The organism is Saccharopolyspora sp. NPDC002686 (assembly GCF_040295745.1).
Classification (GTDB): domain Bacteria; phylum Actinomycetota; class Actinomycetes; order Mycobacteriales; family Pseudonocardiaceae; genus Saccharopolyspora; species Saccharopolyspora oryzae.
The window spans coordinates 1-16,972 of the sequence record NZ_JBEOVY010000156.1; the positions used below are offsets into that span (position 1 = coordinate 1).

At 71.2% G+C, this 16,972-nt stretch carries 11 protein-coding genes; 6 read left to right on the plus strand and 5 right to left on the minus strand.

What is annotated here, in order from left to right; all coding sequences use genetic code 11:
* On the minus strand, positions 1-571 hold a 571-nt coding region (locus ABTZ89_RS20810), incomplete at its 3' end, for a short chain dehydrogenase (protein ID WP_351047081.1).
* Between the two features lie 69 nt (positions 572-640).
* Between ABTZ89_RS20810 and ABTZ89_RS20815 the strand changes: the two genes are divergently transcribed.
* Together ABTZ89_RS20815 and ABTZ89_RS20820 are read left to right on the plus strand one after the other, a co-directional pair.
* Complete coding sequence (locus tag ABTZ89_RS20815; protein WP_351047084.1) at positions 641-1,510, plus strand: LysR family transcriptional regulator; 870 nt, start codon at positions 641-643, stop codon at positions 1,508-1,510.
* 82 nt (positions 1,511-1,592) lie between these two features.
* Positions 1,593-3,137: an MFS transporter gene (locus ABTZ89_RS20820; protein ID WP_351047087.1), complete on the plus strand. Its 1,545-nt coding sequence runs from the start codon at positions 1,593-1,595 to the stop codon at positions 3,135-3,137.
* A 46-nt stretch (positions 3,138-3,183) separates the two neighbouring features.
* Here ABTZ89_RS20820 and ABTZ89_RS20825 read toward each other — a convergent pair whose 3' ends face one another.
* Complete coding sequence (locus ABTZ89_RS20825) at positions 3,184-4,278, minus strand: oxidoreductase (RefSeq protein ID WP_351047090.1); 1,095 nt, start codon at positions 4,276-4,278, stop codon at positions 3,184-3,186.
* Positions 4,279-4,434: 156 nt separating this feature from the next.
* Between ABTZ89_RS20825 and ABTZ89_RS20830 the strand changes: the two genes are divergently transcribed.
* Together ABTZ89_RS20830 and ABTZ89_RS20835 are read left to right on the plus strand one after the other, a co-directional pair.
* A complete protein-coding gene (locus tag ABTZ89_RS20830; RefSeq protein ID WP_502949573.1) occupies positions 4,435-4,776 on the plus strand; it encodes a winged helix-turn-helix transcriptional regulator in 342 nt (113 codons plus the stop codon).
* Between the two features lie 242 nt (positions 4,777-5,018).
* The gene (locus ABTZ89_RS20835; RefSeq protein WP_351047096.1) at positions 5,019-10,505 is read left to right on the plus strand and encodes an ATP-binding protein; all 5,487 of its coding nucleotides are present in this window, start codon (positions 5,019-5,021) and stop codon (positions 10,503-10,505) included.
* Positions 10,506-10,579: 74 nt separating this feature from the next.
* Here the strand turns inward: ABTZ89_RS20835 and ABTZ89_RS20840 are convergent, their stop codons facing one another.
* A complete protein-coding gene (locus tag ABTZ89_RS20840) occupies positions 10,580-11,422 on the minus strand; it encodes an SAM-dependent methyltransferase (RefSeq protein WP_270949158.1) in 843 nt (280 codons plus the stop codon).
* An 85-nt stretch (positions 11,423-11,507) separates the two neighbouring features.
* Entirely contained in the window at positions 11,508-12,212 is a 705-nt protein-coding gene (locus ABTZ89_RS20845; protein WP_351047108.1) for a MerR family transcriptional regulator, read from the minus strand.
* A 65-nt stretch (positions 12,213-12,277) separates the two neighbouring features.
* Here ABTZ89_RS20845 and ABTZ89_RS20850 point away from each other — a divergent pair, with 65 nt between their 5' ends.
* Together ABTZ89_RS20850 and ABTZ89_RS20855 are read left to right on the plus strand one after the other, a co-directional pair.
* Positions 12,278-13,543, plus strand: a complete 1,266-nt coding sequence (locus tag ABTZ89_RS20850; RefSeq protein ID WP_351047099.1) for an erythromycin esterase family protein — start codon at positions 12,278-12,280, stop codon at positions 13,541-13,543.
* 271 nt (positions 13,544-13,814) lie between these two features.
* Complete coding sequence (locus ABTZ89_RS20855) at positions 13,815-15,461, plus strand: ABC-F family ATP-binding cassette domain-containing protein (protein WP_351047102.1); 1,647 nt, start codon at positions 13,815-13,817, stop codon at positions 15,459-15,461.
* Positions 15,462-15,537: 76 nt separating this feature from the next.
* Here the strand turns inward: ABTZ89_RS20855 and ABTZ89_RS20860 are convergent.
* Positions 15,538-16,972 (minus strand): heavy metal translocating P-type ATPase (locus ABTZ89_RS20860; protein WP_351047105.1); only part of this gene is annotated, 1,435 nt, incomplete at its 5' end.

A 16,972-nucleotide genomic window follows, 5' to 3' on the forward strand; every position in this document is an offset into this window, starting at 1 on the left:
GGCCGCCTTCGACGGAGCGGACGTAGGCCTGGGCGACGTCGGCGACGTCGACCGGGCGGATGCCGGGGAAGAAGTCGCCGTACTCCTCGAGGCTTTCGGTGAAGACCGTCGCGCTGACCGCGTTGATGCGCTGCGGAGCGATCTCGATCGCCGCAGCGCGCACGAAGGCGTCCAGCGCCCCGTTGGCCATCGACGCGGCGCTGCCGGTCGGAATCGGCTCCCGCGACAGCACGCCGGTGACGAGCGTGAACGAGCCCCGCTCGGCGACGTGCGCGAGCCCCTGGCGGACGAGTTCGACCTGGCTGAGCACCTTGCCGCGGAACGCGGACTCGTAGTCGTCGGGCGTCATGTCGGCGACCGGCTTGTACGGCACATCGCCCGCCGCGCTGGCCACCGCGTCCACCTTCCCGACCCGCTCGTACAGCGCGGTGATCTGGGCTGGGTCGGCGATGTCGAAGCGCAGGTCGCCGCTGGTGCGCCCGACGGCGAGCACGTCGTGGCCGCGGTCGGCCAGCGCTCCGCCGACCGCGGTTCCGAGCCTGCCCGCCGCCCCGATGAGGAGAATTCGCATGCGATCGACGCTATGGCCGCATCCGGCGGGAGGGAAATGCTCTTCGGGAGGGGTTCATAATCAGCGGTCATGAATGTGGAGTTGCGGCACCTCAGAGCCCTGGCCGCGATCGGGGACGAAGGCACCATCACCGGCGCCGCGGCGGTCCTCCACGTGACCCAACCCGCGCTGTCGCGCACCCTCGAACAGCTGGAGAGCAGGCTCGGCGTCCGCCTCGTCGACCGCACGACCCGCCACCTCGCGCTCACCGAAGCAGGACATCGGTTGTGGGAGCGGTCCCACCGACTGCTGAACCAGCTGGACGACGCCCTGGCCGAGGCCAAGGCAGGGCCCCGCCCGCTGCGCGTCGGTTTCGCCTGGGCGACGCTCGGTGCGTTCACGATCCCGCTGCTCCAGGAGTGGCGCGATGAGCATCCGGACACCCCTGCCCGGGCCTACCGCCGCGACGACCCGGAAGCCGCGCTGCGCCGGGCGGAGATCGACGTCGCATTCCTGCGAACCCGGCCACCGGCCGGCCCGGAGTTCCACGCGCTCCCGCTCTTCCGGGAACGCCGCCTGGCCGCGGTGGCGGCCGACGACGCGCTGGCCACCGCGGAATCCGTCGAGCTGGGCGACCTCGCGGACCGGCCGGTCGCCCTGTGTGCGACGGCTTCGACCACCAGCACCGCGCTGTGGCCGCCGGACAGCCGCCCCCGCACCTTCGACGTCGCCAACGTCGACGAGTGGCTGACCGTGATCGCCACCGGCGAGGCCGTGGGAGTCACCGCGGAAGGCACCGAGTACAGCCACCCGTACCCGGGCATCCGCTACCTCCCGATCTCCGACGCGGCCCCGATCACCGTCCACCTGGTCCGGCCCAGCGCCCCCACCCACCCGGCGACCGAGGAGTTCTGCACGCACGTGCACCGCTCGATCGCCGCCGCTGAGTCGACTCGATAGAGCTCGTCGGTATACGGAATGTGCTTATGGCACAAGGAATTCCGTACTTGTCCGAGCTGAACCAGCCCACGACGATCCTGCTGTGGAACTCGAGCGGAGCGGGACCAAGGCCGATGACGAGGAGAGCGCCGGACGAGATCTCGGCCAGGGACGGCGCAGGTGGCTGGTGCTCGGGGTGCTCTGCACGACCCTGCTGCTGGTCGGCATGGACCTCACGATCCTGCACGTCGCGGTGCCCACGCTGTCCCAGCACTTCATGCCCAGCGCCTCGCAACTCCTGTGGATGGTCGACGGCTACCCGCTGACGGTGGCGGCCTTCCTCGTCACCTGCGGGACGCTGAGCGATCGCATCGGTCGCAAGAAGGTCCTGCTCGGCGGTTTCGCCGTGTTCGGGGCGGCGTCGGTCGGTGCGGCGTTCGCCACCAGCCCGGTGGTGCTGATCTGCTTCCGCGCCGCGCTCGGCTTCGGTGCGGCCATGATCGCCGCCGCCACGGTGGCCATCATCCGCATCACCTTCCCCGACGCCCGGGAGCGCGTGTTCGCGATCGGCGTGTGGTCGGCCTGCCACAGCGCGGGCGCGGCCATCGGGCCGATCGCGGCCGGTTTCCTGCTGGAGCACTTCTGGTGGGGATCGGTGTTCCTGGTCAACGTGCCGATCGTGATCGTCGCGCTGGTCGTGGGTGCGGTCGTCGTGCCGGAATCCCAGGACGCGACGTGGCGCCGGTGGGACGCGCTCAGCGCCGCGATGTCGGTCTTCGGACTGGGCGGGCTGGTGTACGCGTTGAAGCAGATCGGCGAGCACGGCTCGGTTTCGCCACCGCGCCTCGTCGTCGGCGTGGCAGCGGCAGGGCTGCTCATCGCGTTCGTGGTGCGGCAGCGCAGGATCCGGGAACCGCTGCTGGACCTGTCGCTGTTCGCCGACCGGAAGTTCTCGGTCGCCACCGGGGCGATCCTGGCCAGCTTCGCCGGCTACATCGCGTTGATGTTCTTCGCCACGCAGCACTTCCAGCTCGTCTCGGACTACTCGCCGCTGCTGGCCGGGGCGGCTCTGCTCCCGATGGCGGTGGCGAACGCCCTCGGTGCGGTCTTCGCGCCGAAGGTGGCGGCGGCGCTGACCGACCGCGTCGCTATCACCCTCGCGCTGCTCGTCTTCGCGGGTTCGATGTTCGGCCTCGCGCTGGCCGGTACCGGCAGCGGGTACGGCGTCTTCGTCGGGTTGCTGTCGGCAAGCGGGCTGGGCGCCGGCGTGGTGATGACGCTCGGCGCGGACGCGATCACGTCGGCGGCGGACCCGAGGCGGGCCGGTGCGGCGGGTGCGATCCAGGAGACGTCGTTCGAACTGGGATCCGGGCTGGGCATCGTCGTCCTCGGCACGGCGTTGAGCGTGCTCTACCGGAACGCCCTTGAGCCGGTCGCGGGAGTGGGACCCGCGCAGCTCGCGGAAGCGCGGAACTCGCTCGGCGCGGCGGTGAAGATCGCGGCGGGACTGGGCGGGCAGGCCGGGGCGGCGCTGCGATCAGCGGCGGTGACCGCCTTCGGCAACGGCTTCACCGCCGCTGTCGCCTTGGGTGGCGGCCTGCTGCTGGCGATGGCCGTGGCGTCCTGGCTCGCACTCCGCGACCGGTGACGAGATCAGTCCGCCTCCTGCGACCGGGAGGCGGACTGGCCGGTGATCAGCGCGGGACGGCCTGGCCGGCGAGGGTGACGTCCGGGGTGAGCATCGCGCGGTCGAACTCGCGGAGCGGGCCACCGCCGGCCAGCACGCGGGGCCAGTCGGGGTTGGCCAGCGCACCGCGCCCCAGCGCGACCAGGTCCGCTTCGCCGCCGGTGAGCAGCGATTCCGCCAGCGCGGGCACGTGCATCCCGCCGTTGGCGATCACGGGCAGCCCAGTGATCTCCTTGGCAAGCCGGGTGATCGTCACGCCCGGGGCGAGCTGAGCGCTCTCCGCCCAGTCCCGGCCCTCGCTGGCCAGGTGGAGGTAGTCGGTGCCCGCCGCGGCCACCGCGCGGAAGATCACCTCGGCGTCGCCGGTGCCACCCGCCCATCGGTGGTCGAAGTCGTTGACCTTGGTTTGCGACAGCCGGACGCCCACCGGGAAATCGGGTCCCACGGCGGCGCGGACCGCTCGGAGCACCTCGGCGGCGAAGTGCGCGCGGTTCGCCACCGAGCCGCCGAAGCTGTCATCGCGGAGGTTGGTGTACGCGGTGAGGAACTGGTCGACGAGGTAGCCGTTCGCGCCGTGCACCTCCACTGCGTCGAACCCGACCTCGCGCGCCCGGGCGGCGGTCGCGGCGAAACCGGCGACGGCCTGGTCGATCTCCGCCTCGGTGGCCTCCGCCGGAATCCGGAACGGTCCGGCCCCGCCGCCGTAGGCAGGCATCTTCGCGCCCTTGGGTGCGACCGCCGAAGGAGCGATCGTCGGCCGGTCGAGCTGCGACAGGGCGCCCGCGTGCATGAGCTGCAGCGCGATCCGGCCCCCGGCGTCGTGCACGGCGCGCACGACTTCGCGCCAGCCCGCGGCGTGCGCCTCGGACGTCAGGCCCGGCTGGTCCGGGTAGGCCTGGCTGTGCTGCTGGTCGGTGTAGGTGCCCTCGGTGGTGATCAGCCCGAATCCGCCGAGCGCGAACTCCCGGTAGTAGTCGGCCATCAGCGCGGTGGGCACCCCGTCACCGGCGGTGCTGACCCTGGACATCGGGGCGACGACCGCGCGGTTGGGCAGCTCGGTGCCGCCGATTCGAACCGGCGTCAGGGCGGGGTGAATCGACATCTCGTTCCTCGTTTCGGTGAGCAGCAGCCGTGTTCCCGAGCTGCGGAACGATCATGTGCTCCACGCATGCGGTGGAACAAGTACGGTCTTTGAAGTGCCGTAGTGTCGATTTGTATACCGAGGGGAGATGATCTCGTGCGGGAAAGCGTTTCGGAGATGCCCGAGTACTGCACCGTCGAGGCGGCGATGGAGGTGGTCGGGGGCAAGTGGAAGATGGCCATCCTCAAGCACCTCACCGCCGGGCCGCACCGGTTCGGCGAGCTCCGGCGGGCGCTGCCGTCGGTCACCCAGCGGATGCTGACCCGCCAGCTGCGCGAGCTCGAAGCCGACGGGATCGTGCTCCGCACGGTGTACCCGCAGGTCCCGCCCAAGGTGGAGTACAGCCTGACCGCGATCGGGAAGACCCTGGAGGACGTCATCCACCGGCTCGAGGAGTGGGGCGCGTGGTACCGGCAGCAGGATCTCCCGAGGCCGGCGGACCCGCTGAGCCGCGGTTGATCTCCCTGTGTGGCCTGGTGGTTGCAGGCGGTGCGGCTCGGGTGGTGCGCTGGGGCGTCGGGCGGGCCGGAGTGGGCCCGGGGCGGGGGCTTTTGGTGAGACCCTACAAATCTTGGTCTTGAATGCTGGCGCGCCGCTCCTCACGCTGCCGGGCGCTATGAGGCAATGTTGAGGTCACGTTCGGCGACGTTTCCGCACCCGGGGGCCGTCGCCTTTCTCGTGCGCAGAAGATGTGAGGCTCGGTGTTCAGTCGTATCGCCATCGTGAACAGGGGAGAGGCCGCTGTGCGGCTGATCCACGCCGTCCGGGAGGTCAACGCCGAGGGCTCGGCGCGGATCGAGACGGTCGCGCTCCACACCGACGTGGACGCCACCTCCACCTTCGTGCGAGAGGCGGATGTCAGCTACCTGCTCGGCCCGGCGTCCGCGCGCCCCTACCTGGACCTCGACGTGCTGGAACGCGCCCTGCGCGAGACCGGCGTCGACGCGGTGTGGGTCGGCTGGGGCTTCGTGGCCGAGGACCCCGCGTTCGCCGAGCTCTGCGAGAAGCTGGGCGTGACCTTCATCGGCCCGAGCCCGGAGGCGATGCGCCGGCTCGGTGACAAGATCGGGGCGAAGCTGCTCGCCGAGGAGGCCGGGGTTCCGGTGGCGCCCTGGAGCCGCGGGGCCGTCGAGAGCCTCGACGGTGCGCTGAAGGCGGCCGAGGAGATCGGCTTCCCGCTGATGCTCAAGGCGACCGCCGGTGGTGGCGGGCGCGGTATCCGGGTCATCCACTCCGCAGCGGAGTTGGAGGAGGCCTACGAACGCACCAGCCTCGAAGCCGAGCGCGCCTTCGGCAGCGGTGTGCTGTTCCTCGAGCGGTTGGTCACCGGCGCCCGGCACGTCGAGGTCCAGGTGATCGCCGACGGACAGGGCACGGCCTGGGCGCTGGGCGTGCGGGACTGCTCGGTGCAGCGCCGCAACCAGAAGATCATCGAGGAGTCGGCTTCGCCGGTGCTCGGTGCCGAGCAGGTGCGCGAGCTCAAGGCTGCCGCCGAGCGGCTGGCGCTGGCCGCCGATTACCGCGGTGCCGGGACCGTCGAGTTCCTGTACCAGCCGGCCGAGGAGCTGTTCGCGTTCCTCGAGGTCAACACCCGGCTGCAGGTGGAGCACCCGATCACCGAGGCCACCACCGGCATGGACCTGGTCAAGGCCCAGCTGCACGTGGCGTCGGGCGGCAAGCTCGAGGGCGCGGCCCCGGCCGAGATCGGGCACGCGGTCGAGGCGCGGCTCAACGCCGAGGACCCGGACCGCGACTTCGCGCCCGCGCCCGGCCGGATCTCCCTGCTCGACCTGCCCGCCGGTCCCGGCATCCGGGTCGACACCGGCGTCAGCGAGGGCGACACCATCCCCGCCGACTTCGACTCGATGATCGCCAAGATCATCGCCTACGGCCGCAACCGCGACGAGGCGCTCGGTCGCCTGCGGCGCGCGCTCGCCCAGACCACCGTGATCATCGAGGGCGGCACCACCAACAAGAGCTTCCTGCTCGACCTGCTCGACGAACCCGAGGTCGTCGACGGCAGCGCCGACACCGGCTGGATCGACCGGGTCCGCGACGAGGGCCGCCTGGTCTGCGACAGCGGCTCCGGGATCGCGCTGGCCGCGGCGGCCATCGAGGCCTACGAGGACGAGGCGCAGGTGGAGCGCCAGCGGCTGCTGTCCACCGCGCACGGCGGGCGACCGCAGGTCCAGCACGAGGGCGGCCGCGCGATCGACCTCAAGCTGCGCGGCGTCGGCTACCGGGTGCTGGTCGCCCAGGTCGGCCCGCAGCGCTACCGCGTCGGCTTCGCCAACGGCGACGACGTGCGCATGGTCGACGCCGAGCTCGAGCGGTTCGACGCCGCCACCGGCCAGCTGGTCGTCAACGGGCAGCGGTTCCGGCTGGTCACCAGCACGCACGGGCCCATCCACCTGGTCGAGGTGGACGGCGTGACGCATCGGATCAGCCGCGACGAGGGCGGCGTGCTGCGCTCGCAGTCGCCCGCGCTCGTGGTCGCCACCCCGCTGGAGGTCGGCGACGAGGTCGAGGCCGGGGCACCGGTGCTCGTCCTGGAGGCCATGAAGATGGAGACGGTGCTTCGTGCACCGTTCCGCGCCAAGCTGCGCGAATGCCTGGTCTCGATCGGCAGCCAGGTGGAGACCGGCGCTCCGCTGCTGCGCCTCGAGCCGATCAGCGAGGACGGCGACGAGTCCGCCAGCTCGGACAGCGCCGCCGCGGAGGTCGAGCTGCCCGCCGAGCCAACCGGTGTCTCGGCGCGCGACCGCGTGCAGCGCGGGCTGCAGGATCTGCGCAGCCGCCTGCTCGGGTTCGACGTCGACCCGCACGACCAGCAGCGCGTGCTCGCCGACTACCTCGCCGCCCGCGCCGAGGTGACCGAGGACGGGGACCGGCCGCTGGCCGGCGAGGTCGACCTGCTGTGGGTCTTCGCCGACCTCTCGGAGCTGAGCCGGAACAAGCCCGCCGCGCAGGACTCCACCGCTGACGTGCAGGTGCACAGCCCGCGCGAGTTCTTCCACACCTACCTGCAGAGCCTCGACGTCGAACGGGCCGGGCTGCCGGAGACCTTCCAGAACCGCCTCACCCGCGTCGTCGGGCACTACGGGGTCAAGGAACTGGACCGGACCCCGGCGCTGGAGGACGCGGTCTTCCGCATCTTCCTGGCCCAGCAGCGGGCCGCCTCCGACGTGGTCGTGGTGACCAAGCTGCTGAAGCAGTGGCTGTCCGAGCCGGTGCCGCCGGCATCGGTGCGCGAGACCGTGGGCCACGCCCTGGAACACCTGATCGTGGCGACCCAGGTGCGCTTCCCGGTCGTCGGCGACCTCGCCCGCAACGTGGTGTTCCGCTGGTTCGCCCAGCCGATGCTGCGCCGCACCCGCGCCGAGGTCTACGCCGACGTGCGCGGACACCTGCGCTACCTCGACGAGCACCCGGACGCCGCGGACCGCGCGGAGCGGATCGCCGCCATGGTCGCCAGCCCGGAACCGCTGGTGCGCCTGCTCGGCCAGCGGATCGGTCGCAACGGCTCGGACCACGGGCCGCTGCTGGAGGTGCTCAGCCGGCGCTACTACCGGGACCGGGCGTTGGAGGACGTCCAGTGCCGGCGGATCGGGGACCGCTCGCTGGTCACCGCCGAGTACGACCTGGACGGTCAGCGCCTGCAGCTGGTCGCCACGGCCGCCGAGTTCGCCGACCTCGGTGAAGCGGTCCGCGCCGTCGCCGAGGCGGCCAACGGTGCTGCCGAGCTGGTCGCGGACATCTACCTGACCTGGGACGACCAGCCCGCGGACGCCGACGCGGCCGCCGAGGCGCTGCGCGGTGCCCTGGCCGGACTGCCGCTGCCGAGCAGCCTGCGGCGCGTCACGACTTCGGTGGCGGGGCGCCGCGGTTCGGCGATGCACCACCACTTCACCTTCCGCCCGAGCGAGGACGGGCTGGTCGAGGAGCGCATCATCCGCGGCCTGCACCCGCTGGTCGGCCAGCGGCTGCAGCTGCACCGGCTGGAGAACTTCGACATCACCCGGCTCCCGTCGGCGGACGAGGACGTGCACCTGTTCCGCTGCGTCGCGCCGGAGAACCCGGCCGACGAGCGCCTCGTCGCGATGGCGCAGATCCGCGACCTGACGCCGCTGCGCGATTCCGACGGCCGGGTCGCGGCCCTGCCGGCTGCCGAAGCGGTGCTGGACGCCTGCCTGGACGCGATCCGCCGGGTCCAGGCTCAGCGCCCGGCCAAGAAGCGGCTCGACGCCAACCGGATCGTGCTCTACGTGTGGCCGTCGATCGACATCTCCCGGGAAGCCCTCGACGCGGTGGTGGCGCGCGTGGCGCCGCGGACCGCGGGCGCCGGGCTGGAGGAGGTCCTCTACCTCGGTCGACGGCGGGACCAGGAGACCGGCGAGCTCAGCGAAGTCGCGCTGCGGCTGTCCTACGGCGGCGCCGGTCTGCAGGTCGAGATGGCCGAACCGCCGACCGAGCCGATCCAGCCGCTGGACGACTACGGCCAGAAGGTGCTGCGCGCCCGGCGGCGCGGGAACGTCTACCCGTACGAGCTGATCGACGTGGTGGCCGGTTCCAGCGGCACGTTCGTCGAGTACGACCTGGACGACACCGGCGCTCTGGCCCCGGTCGACCGCCCGAAGGGCCTGAACAAGTCCGGCATCGTGCTCGGCGTGGCCAGCACCCCGACCGAGCGCTACCCGGAGGGCGTCAAGCGGGTCGTGCTGCTCGGCGACCCGACCAAGGCGCTCGGCGCGCTGTCCGAACCGGAGTGCTCGCGGGTGATCGCCGCCCTGGACCTCGCCGAGCGCGAAGGCGTCCCGGTGGAGTGGTACGCGCTGTCGGCGGGTGCCCGGATCTCGATGGACTCCGGCACCGAGAACATGGACTGGGTGGCCGCGGCGCTGAAGCGGATCGTGCACTTCACCCAGGACGGCGGTGAGATCAACGTCGTGGTGGCCGGCATCAACGTGGGCGCCCAGCCCTACTGGAACGCCGAGGCCACGATGCTGATGCACACCAAGGGAATCCTGGTGATGACGCCGGATTCGGCGATGGTGCTCACCGGCAAGCAGTCGCTGGACTTCTCCGGTGGCGTGTCGGCGGAGGACAACTTCGGCATCGGCGGCTACGACCGGGTGATGGGCCCGAACGGGCAGGCCCAGTACTGGGCGGCCGACCTCGCCGGTGCCCGGCGGGTGCTGATGGGGCACTACGACCACACCTACGTCGTGCCGGGCGAGTCCGCGCCGCGCCGGGCCCGCACGTCCGACCCGGTCGACCGCGACATCTCGGACTTCCCGCACGCCGTGGTCGGAAGCGACTTCACCACTGTCGGCGAGATCTTCTCGGCGGCGACCAACCCGGACCGCAAGAAGCCGTTCGACATCCGGACGGTGATGCGCGCCATCGCCGACCAGGACCACGCGGTGCTGGAGCGCTGGGCGGGTATGGCCGACGCGGAGACCGCCGTCGTGCAGGACGTGCACCTCGGTGGCCTGCCGGTCTGCTTGGTCGGGATCGAGTCGCGTTCGGTGCCGCGCCGGGGCTTCCCGCCCACCGACGGCCCGGACACCTACACCTCCGGCACGCTGTTCCCGCGGTCGTCGAAGAAGGTGGCGCGCGCGATCAACGCGGCCAGCGGCAACCGCCCGCTGGTGGTGCTGGCGAACCTGTCCGGCTTCGACGGCTCGCCGGAGTCGATGCGCAAGCTGCAGCTGGAGTACGGCGCCGAGATCGGCCGCGCGGTGGTCAACTTCGAGGGCCCGATCGTGTTCTGCGTGATCTCGCGCTACCACGGCGGTGCGTTCGTGGTGTTCTCCAAGGCGCTGAACCCGAACATGACGGTGCTGGCGGTGGACGGCTCGTTCGCCTCGGTCATCGGCGGTGCTCCGGCGGCGGCCGTGGTCTTCGCCGGTGAGGTGAACGCGCGCACCGCGAAGGACCCGCGGGTGCAGGAGCTGGAGGCCCGGGTCTCGGAGGCCACCGACGTCGAGCGCGTCACGCTGGCCGACGAGCTGGCGGAGCTGCGGTCGTCGGTGCGGGCCGAGAAGCTCGGCGAGGTGGCCGCGGAGTTCGACTCGGTGCACAGCATCCAGCGCGCGGTCGAGGTCGGATCGGTGGACGCGATCGTCCAGCCGGAGCGGCTGCGGCCGGACATCATCGCCGCCATCGAGCGCGGCCTGGCGAAGTAGGACTGGCAACGCGAGAGCGGCGAGGGATTGAACCTCCCTCGCCGCTCTCGTCGTTCAGTCCACTGTGCACTCGCTCAGCCGGTGGGCTTTCCGTCGAGGAAGCCGACCGCGCCCAGGACGTTCCCGCGGCGCGCTGCCGCGTCGTCGACGGGCTGGTCCGGGCGCCAGTACGCCGCGGGCACCACACCCGGTTCGACCAGCGTGTAGCCGGGGAAGAGCGCGGCGACCTCATCGGCGTTGCGGATGTGCATCTGCGGCGTCGAAGTCGAGGCGAGCAGTTCGCGGAGCTCGGCGATCTCCTGGTCGGTGCGGCTCAGCTGGGCGTTGTTGGAGACCGCCAGCGCGCTGCCCGGCACGCAGGCGTCCCGGTAGCGGGCGACCAGCGACGCGCCGTCGGGGCTCGGGATGATGTCGAGGATGCCGAAGGCCAGCACCGCGACCGGTCGGGAGAAGTCCAGCAGTCCGGTGACGGTGGGGGAGTTGAGCACCGCGTCGACGTCGCAGACGTCCGCTTCGGTGACCGTGACCCGCTCGTCGTGGCCGAGCAGGTGCCGGGCGTGGTGGCAGGCGACGGCCTCCCAGTCCACGTACGCCACGCGCGCTTCCGGGTTGTGCGCTTGGGCGATCTCGTGGACGTTGCCGACCGTCGGCACGCCGGATCCCAGGTCGATGAACTGGTCGATCCCCGCCTCGACGGTCAGGAAGCGCACCGCGCGGCCGAGGAACCCGCGGTTGATGTAGCAGTAGTCGCGCTCCGTCGGGGCGAACTCCAGCGCCTTCTCCGCCGTTTCGCGGTCGATGGCGAAGTTCGCCGAACCGCCGAGCAGGTAGTCGTACATGCGGGCGATGTTGGGGTTGTCGAGGTCCGCGTGCGAGACCTTGGCCGCCAGCTCCGCATCCCGGGAGTTCTGATGCATGTCGCACACGGTAACCGCTCGAATCCCCTTCGAGGAGGGGCGACCGAACGGGCGGCACGAGGATGCCCCGAATGGCGGCGGCCGGTCACCGCGACTGCTTCCTGTCGAGCGCGGTGAGGTAGGCGTCGAGCTGGGCTGCGCCGGCCAGGAGGTTGCGGCTGCGCGTGGTCAGCCGGTCCTGCCAGGAGTCGAGGAAGGTGCTCAGCGCTTCGGTCCCCCCGGCCTCGCGCAGCGAATCGATGAACTGCGCGATCTGGTGCAGCAGGTAGCCGCCTCGGCGCAGCTGCCGCGCGATCTCGGCGTCGCGCACGCAGTCCGGTCCGTATTCGCGGTAGCCGGTGGCGGGATTGCGTTCGGGGCGCAGGATTCCCCCGGTCTCCCAGGTGCGCAGCGTCGCCGGGTGCAGGTCGAGCCGACGCGCGAGTTCGCCGACGGTCAGCGGTTGTCCGGTGAGCGGCGTCGGTGTCGTGGTGGACAGAACATCCAGGGCCGTCGCGACTTCGGCGCGGGTGTCGCGTTCGGTGAGCAGCGCGACGTGGGCGGAGTCGATGAGCCGGTAGGCGGATTCGGTGTCGCCGCGGTTGGTCGCGCGCATGATCTCCACCGCCTGCTGGTGCCCGTGCCCGGCGCGCAAGGCGAGGAAGGCGCGGAGGGCCTGGGCGTGCAGGGCCGTGTAGCGCCGGTACCCGGTCTCGCTGCGTTCGGTCGGTGGGAAGACCCCGGCGTCCTCGTAGTTGCGGATCGCCTGCGCGGACAACCCGTGCTCCCGGGCCAGGTCGATGGGTCGCAGCTTGCACCTCCGATTGAGGGTTGAGCTCGGATCTTCCAGGTAGGTGTTGACCAAGTTTCACCCGAGTGTTCAACGATACGTTGAAGAGCAGTTCCTTCGAGAAGGGGTTGTTCATGCCTGCTGCCGCATCTGCGCGCGCCATTGCCCGCCAACTCGACGACCCGGCGGACCTGGGACGGGTCCTCGACGAGCTGCTCGCCGCGAGGGCGGAGCCGCCGGTCCTGCTCGGCCTCGGCGAGCCGACTCACGGGATCGAGGCGTTCCCGTTGCTGCGCAACGAGATCCTGGGCCTCCTGGTCGAACGCGGATACCGATCGATCGCGCTCGAGACCGACATCTTCGCCGCGTCCGCCGTCGACGACTACGTGAACGGGGCTGCGGCGGACATCGACGACGTGCTGGCGACCGGGTTCAGCCACCGCTTCGGTGCCGTGCCGGGCAACCGCGAGCTCGTCGAATGGCTCCGCGCGCACAACGCCGACCGCGCACCGCAGGACCGGGTCCGCTTCCACGGCTTCGACGCGCCGGTGGAGTTCGCCGCTGCGCCGAGCCCGCGACGTGCGCTGACCTCGGTCAGCGAGTACCTGCCCGCGGCGCTGCGGCCGGAGTCGGTCGGTGACCTGGACGCGCTGCTCGGCGAGGAGGCGGACTGGACGAACGAGGCGGCCATGTACGACCCGGCAGCGTCCGTCGGCGGCTCGGATCGCGCCCGTGCCCTGCGCGTCGTCGCCGACGACCTCGCCAGCGCGCTGCGCCGAGCGGCACCAGCGCTGCGCCCCGCCGATCCGGCCGGCTACGACCACGCCCTGGCGCACGCGCGCACCGCACTCGGCCTGCTGCGGTATCACGCGGCGATGGCCGGTTCCGGTCCTGATCGCATCGGGGCATTGCTCGCCTTGCGCGCCGAGATGATGGCCGAGAACCTGATCGCGATCGCGGCTGAGGAGCAGCAACGCGGACCGACCCTGGTGTTCGCGCACAACGTGCACCTCCAGCCGGGGCAGTCCCGGATGCCGGTCGGCGAGCACGACGTGAGCTGGGGGAGCGCCGGCTCGCTGGTGGGAATCGCGCTGGGCGAGCGGTACGTGTTCGTGGCGACTGACGCCAACCCCAACAGCGATCCGGACACCCTCCAGGGCGTGCTGGCCGAGGCGACCACGCGGCGTGCGCTGTTCCCGGCACCGGCTCTCCGCGCCGCGCTCGCCTCGTCGATCGGCGCGGGCGAACCGATCGTGCAAGGCCACATCCCGCTCACCCCGGCTGACTTGGACGGTGCCGATGCGGTCATCTTCGTCGCCGACACCGACGGGAAGCGGCACGATTACTGGTGACCGCTCGCGGTTTTAATCGTTTGACGCCCCTTCCAGGGCAGCGGTAACTTGGCCGGGCTTCTGTTGCCGTCGTGTTGGAGAAGGACGTTGTTCATCTGAGGTCCTGAGATGCCGTGTGTCGTGGCTCGTGCCGAGCCCGATGCGGTAGCGACCTCTGCGCTGTGAGCCGTCTTCCCACTCGTCTTCGGGTATCGACCTCCGCTGCACCGCTGTCGCTCGCGGCGTCTCGAACGTGCCCCGCACCGTTCGATCCGGACTCCGGGAGGTCCTCATGTCACCATCCCCGCATGCGCCCGTCGTCGCAGGCATCAGCTGCGTCGGGCTCGAATTCGAGTGGCCGGACGGCGGCCGCGTCTTCAACGGTCTCCAAGCGGCGTTCGGCCCCGGCCGCACCGGGCTCATCGGGCTCAACGGCTCGGGCAAGTCCACGCTGCTCAAGCTGCTCGCCGGTGAGCTGACCGCTACCGGCGGCGTGCTCCGGGTGGCCGGCGAAGTCGGTTACCTGCCGCAGAACGTCGCGCTCGACACCGCGTTGCGCGTCGACGAGGTCCTGGGCATCGCCGGGATCCGCGCCGCGCTGCACGCGATCGGTGCAGGTGAGGTCGGTGAGGAGCACTTCACCGCGATCGGCGAGGACTGGGACGTCGAAGAGCGCGCGTCGGCGGTGCTCGCCGGTCTCGGGCTGGGGCACATCGGTCTCGACCGGACGATCGGCGAGGTCTCCGGTGGCGAGTCAGTGCTGTTGCGGCTGGCCGCGCTGATGCTGGCCCGGCCGGACGTCCTGCTGCTCGACGAGCCGACGAACAACCTCGACCTGCCCGCCCGGCGGCGGCTGTGCGCAGCGGTCGCCGGGTGGACCGGGGTGCTGGTCGTGGTCAGCCACGACCGCGAACTGCTGGCCGAGGTGGACCAGATCGCCGACCTCCGGGACGGCGAGATCCACTGGTACGGAGGTGATCTGGCCGCTTACGAGGAAGCGGTCGCGGTCGAGCAGGAGGCGGCGCAGCGGATGGTGCGGGTCGCCGAAACCGATCTGCGCAAGCAGAAGCGCGAGCTCGCCGACGCCCACGTCAAGCTGGCCCGCCGCAAGCGGTACGGCCAGAAGATGTGGGACACCAAGCGCGAACCGAAGGTGGTGATGGGCCAGCGCAAGCGCGATGCCCAGGTGTCGGCGGGCAAGCACCGCATCATGCACGAGACGAAGCTCGCCGAGGCCCGGGAACGGCTGGTCGAGGCGGCGGAGGCGGTGCGCGATGACGACGAGATCCGGGTCGACCTCCCGCGAACTGCGGTGCCGCCGGGACGAGCTGTTCTGGCCCTGCGCGACCTGCGCTTGCGGTACGGGGCACGGGTGCCGGGAGGGCTGGACCTGCACGGGGCGGAACGGATCGCGCTCGTCGGTCGCAACGGTGCCGGCAAGACGACGTTGCTGCGCACGATCGCCGGGGAGCTGGAACCGCTGGAAGGGGATGCGGTCGTCCACGTCCCGCTGCGGTTCTTGCCGCAACGGCTCGATGTGCTGGACGAGGGGTTGACCGTCGCGGAGAACGTGGCGCGGTTCGCGCCCGGCTCGACCAACAACCAGATCCGGGCGCGGTTGGCCCGGTTCCTGTTCACCGGGGATCGGGCCGACAAGCAGGTGTCGACGCTCTCCGGTGGCGAGCGGTTCCGCGCGACCCTCGCCGCTCTCGTGCTCGCCGAGCCCGCGCCGCAGCTGCTCATGCTGGACGAGCCGACGAACAACCTGGACATGGCGAGCGCGCGGCAGCTGGTCACGGCTTTGGAGTCCTACGGAGGGGCGTTGATCGTGGCCAGTCACGATGTGCCGTTCCTCGAGTCGATCGGTGTCACGAGGTGGCTCCTGCTGGACGGGGAGCTGCGCGGGACCACACCGGAGGAGGTGCGCGGGATGGAATAGCGCGCCGGAGCCGACCGGGAGAACGCGGAACGGGCTACCGCATTGCGCGATAGCCCGTTCCGGTTCGGTTGCTGCGTTATGCGGCCACCGGCTCGCGGTGCTCGGCGGCCGGTTCGACCGAGGTGCCCGCGGTGCCTGCTGTGCTGCGGAAGGTGCGCAGGCGGAGGCTGTTGGAGACCACGAACACCGAGCTGAAGGCCATGGCGGCTCCGGCGATCATCGGGTTGAGCAGTCCGGCCGCGGCCAGCGGCAGGGCGGCGATGTTGTAGGCGAAGGCCCAGAACAGGTTGCCCTTGATCGTGCGCAGGGTCCGGCGGGACAACCGGATCGCATCCGCCGCGGCCCGCAGGTCCCCGCGGACCAGGGTCAGATCGCTGGCCTCGATCGCCACATCGGTGCCGGTGCCCATCGCCAACCCGAGGTCGGCCTGGGCCAAAGCGGCGGCGTCGTTGACACCGTCACCGACCATCGCCACCACCTTGCCCTCGGCCTGCAACCGCGTGACGACCTCGACCTTGTCCTTGGGCAGGACTTCGGCGATGACCTCGTCGATGCCGACCTCGGCGGCCACCGAGCGGGCCACGGCCTCGTTGTCCCCGGTCAACAACACCGGAGTCAAACCAAGCCCACGCAGCTGCGAAATGGCTTCCGTCGAGGTGGGTTTGATGGTGTCGGCCACCATCAGCACGGCCCTGGCTTGTCCGTCCCAGGCGACCACGACCGCGGTCTTGCCCTGCTGCTCAGCAGCGGTTTTGGCTTCGGCCAGCTCCGGGGTCAGGTGCTGGCTCCACTGCTCGAGCAGTGCGGTCCGGCCGGCGAGCACGGCGTGTCCGTCGACGATGCCCTGCACGCCGAGACCTTCGACGTTGGTGAAGCCCTCGACCGATGGCAGTTCGCCCACTCGTTGCTGCGCGCCGCGGGCGATGGCCTGGGCGATCGGGTGCTCGGAGGCGTTCTCCAGCGCACCAGCGATCCGCAGGACCTCGTCGCGGTCGGTGTCAGCGGTGGTGTGGACGTCGACCAGCGACATCTGCCCGGTGGTGACGGTGCCGGTCTTGTCCAGCACCACGGTGTCGATGCGGCGGGTGGACTCCAGCACTTCCGGTCCCTTGATCAGAATGCCCAGCTGGGCGCCACGACCGGTTCCCACCAGCAGCGCGGTCGGGGTGGCCAGGCCGAGTGCGCACGGGCACGCGATGATCAGCACGGCCACGGCGGCGGTGAAGGCGGCGGCGATTCCGCCGCCGGTGCCGAGCCAGAAGGCCAGGGTTCCGACGGCAAGCGCGATCACGATCGGCACGAACACCGCCGAAATCCGGTCGGCCAACCGCTGCACCGCCGCCTTGCCGGTCTGCGCGTCCTCCACCAGCTTGGCCATCTGCGCCAACTGCGTGTCCGCGCCGACCCGGGTCGCTCGCACGACCAACCGGCCACCAGCGTTGACGGTCGCACCCACGACGTTGTCGCCGGGACCGACCTCGACCGGCACCGACTCACCGGTCAACATGCTC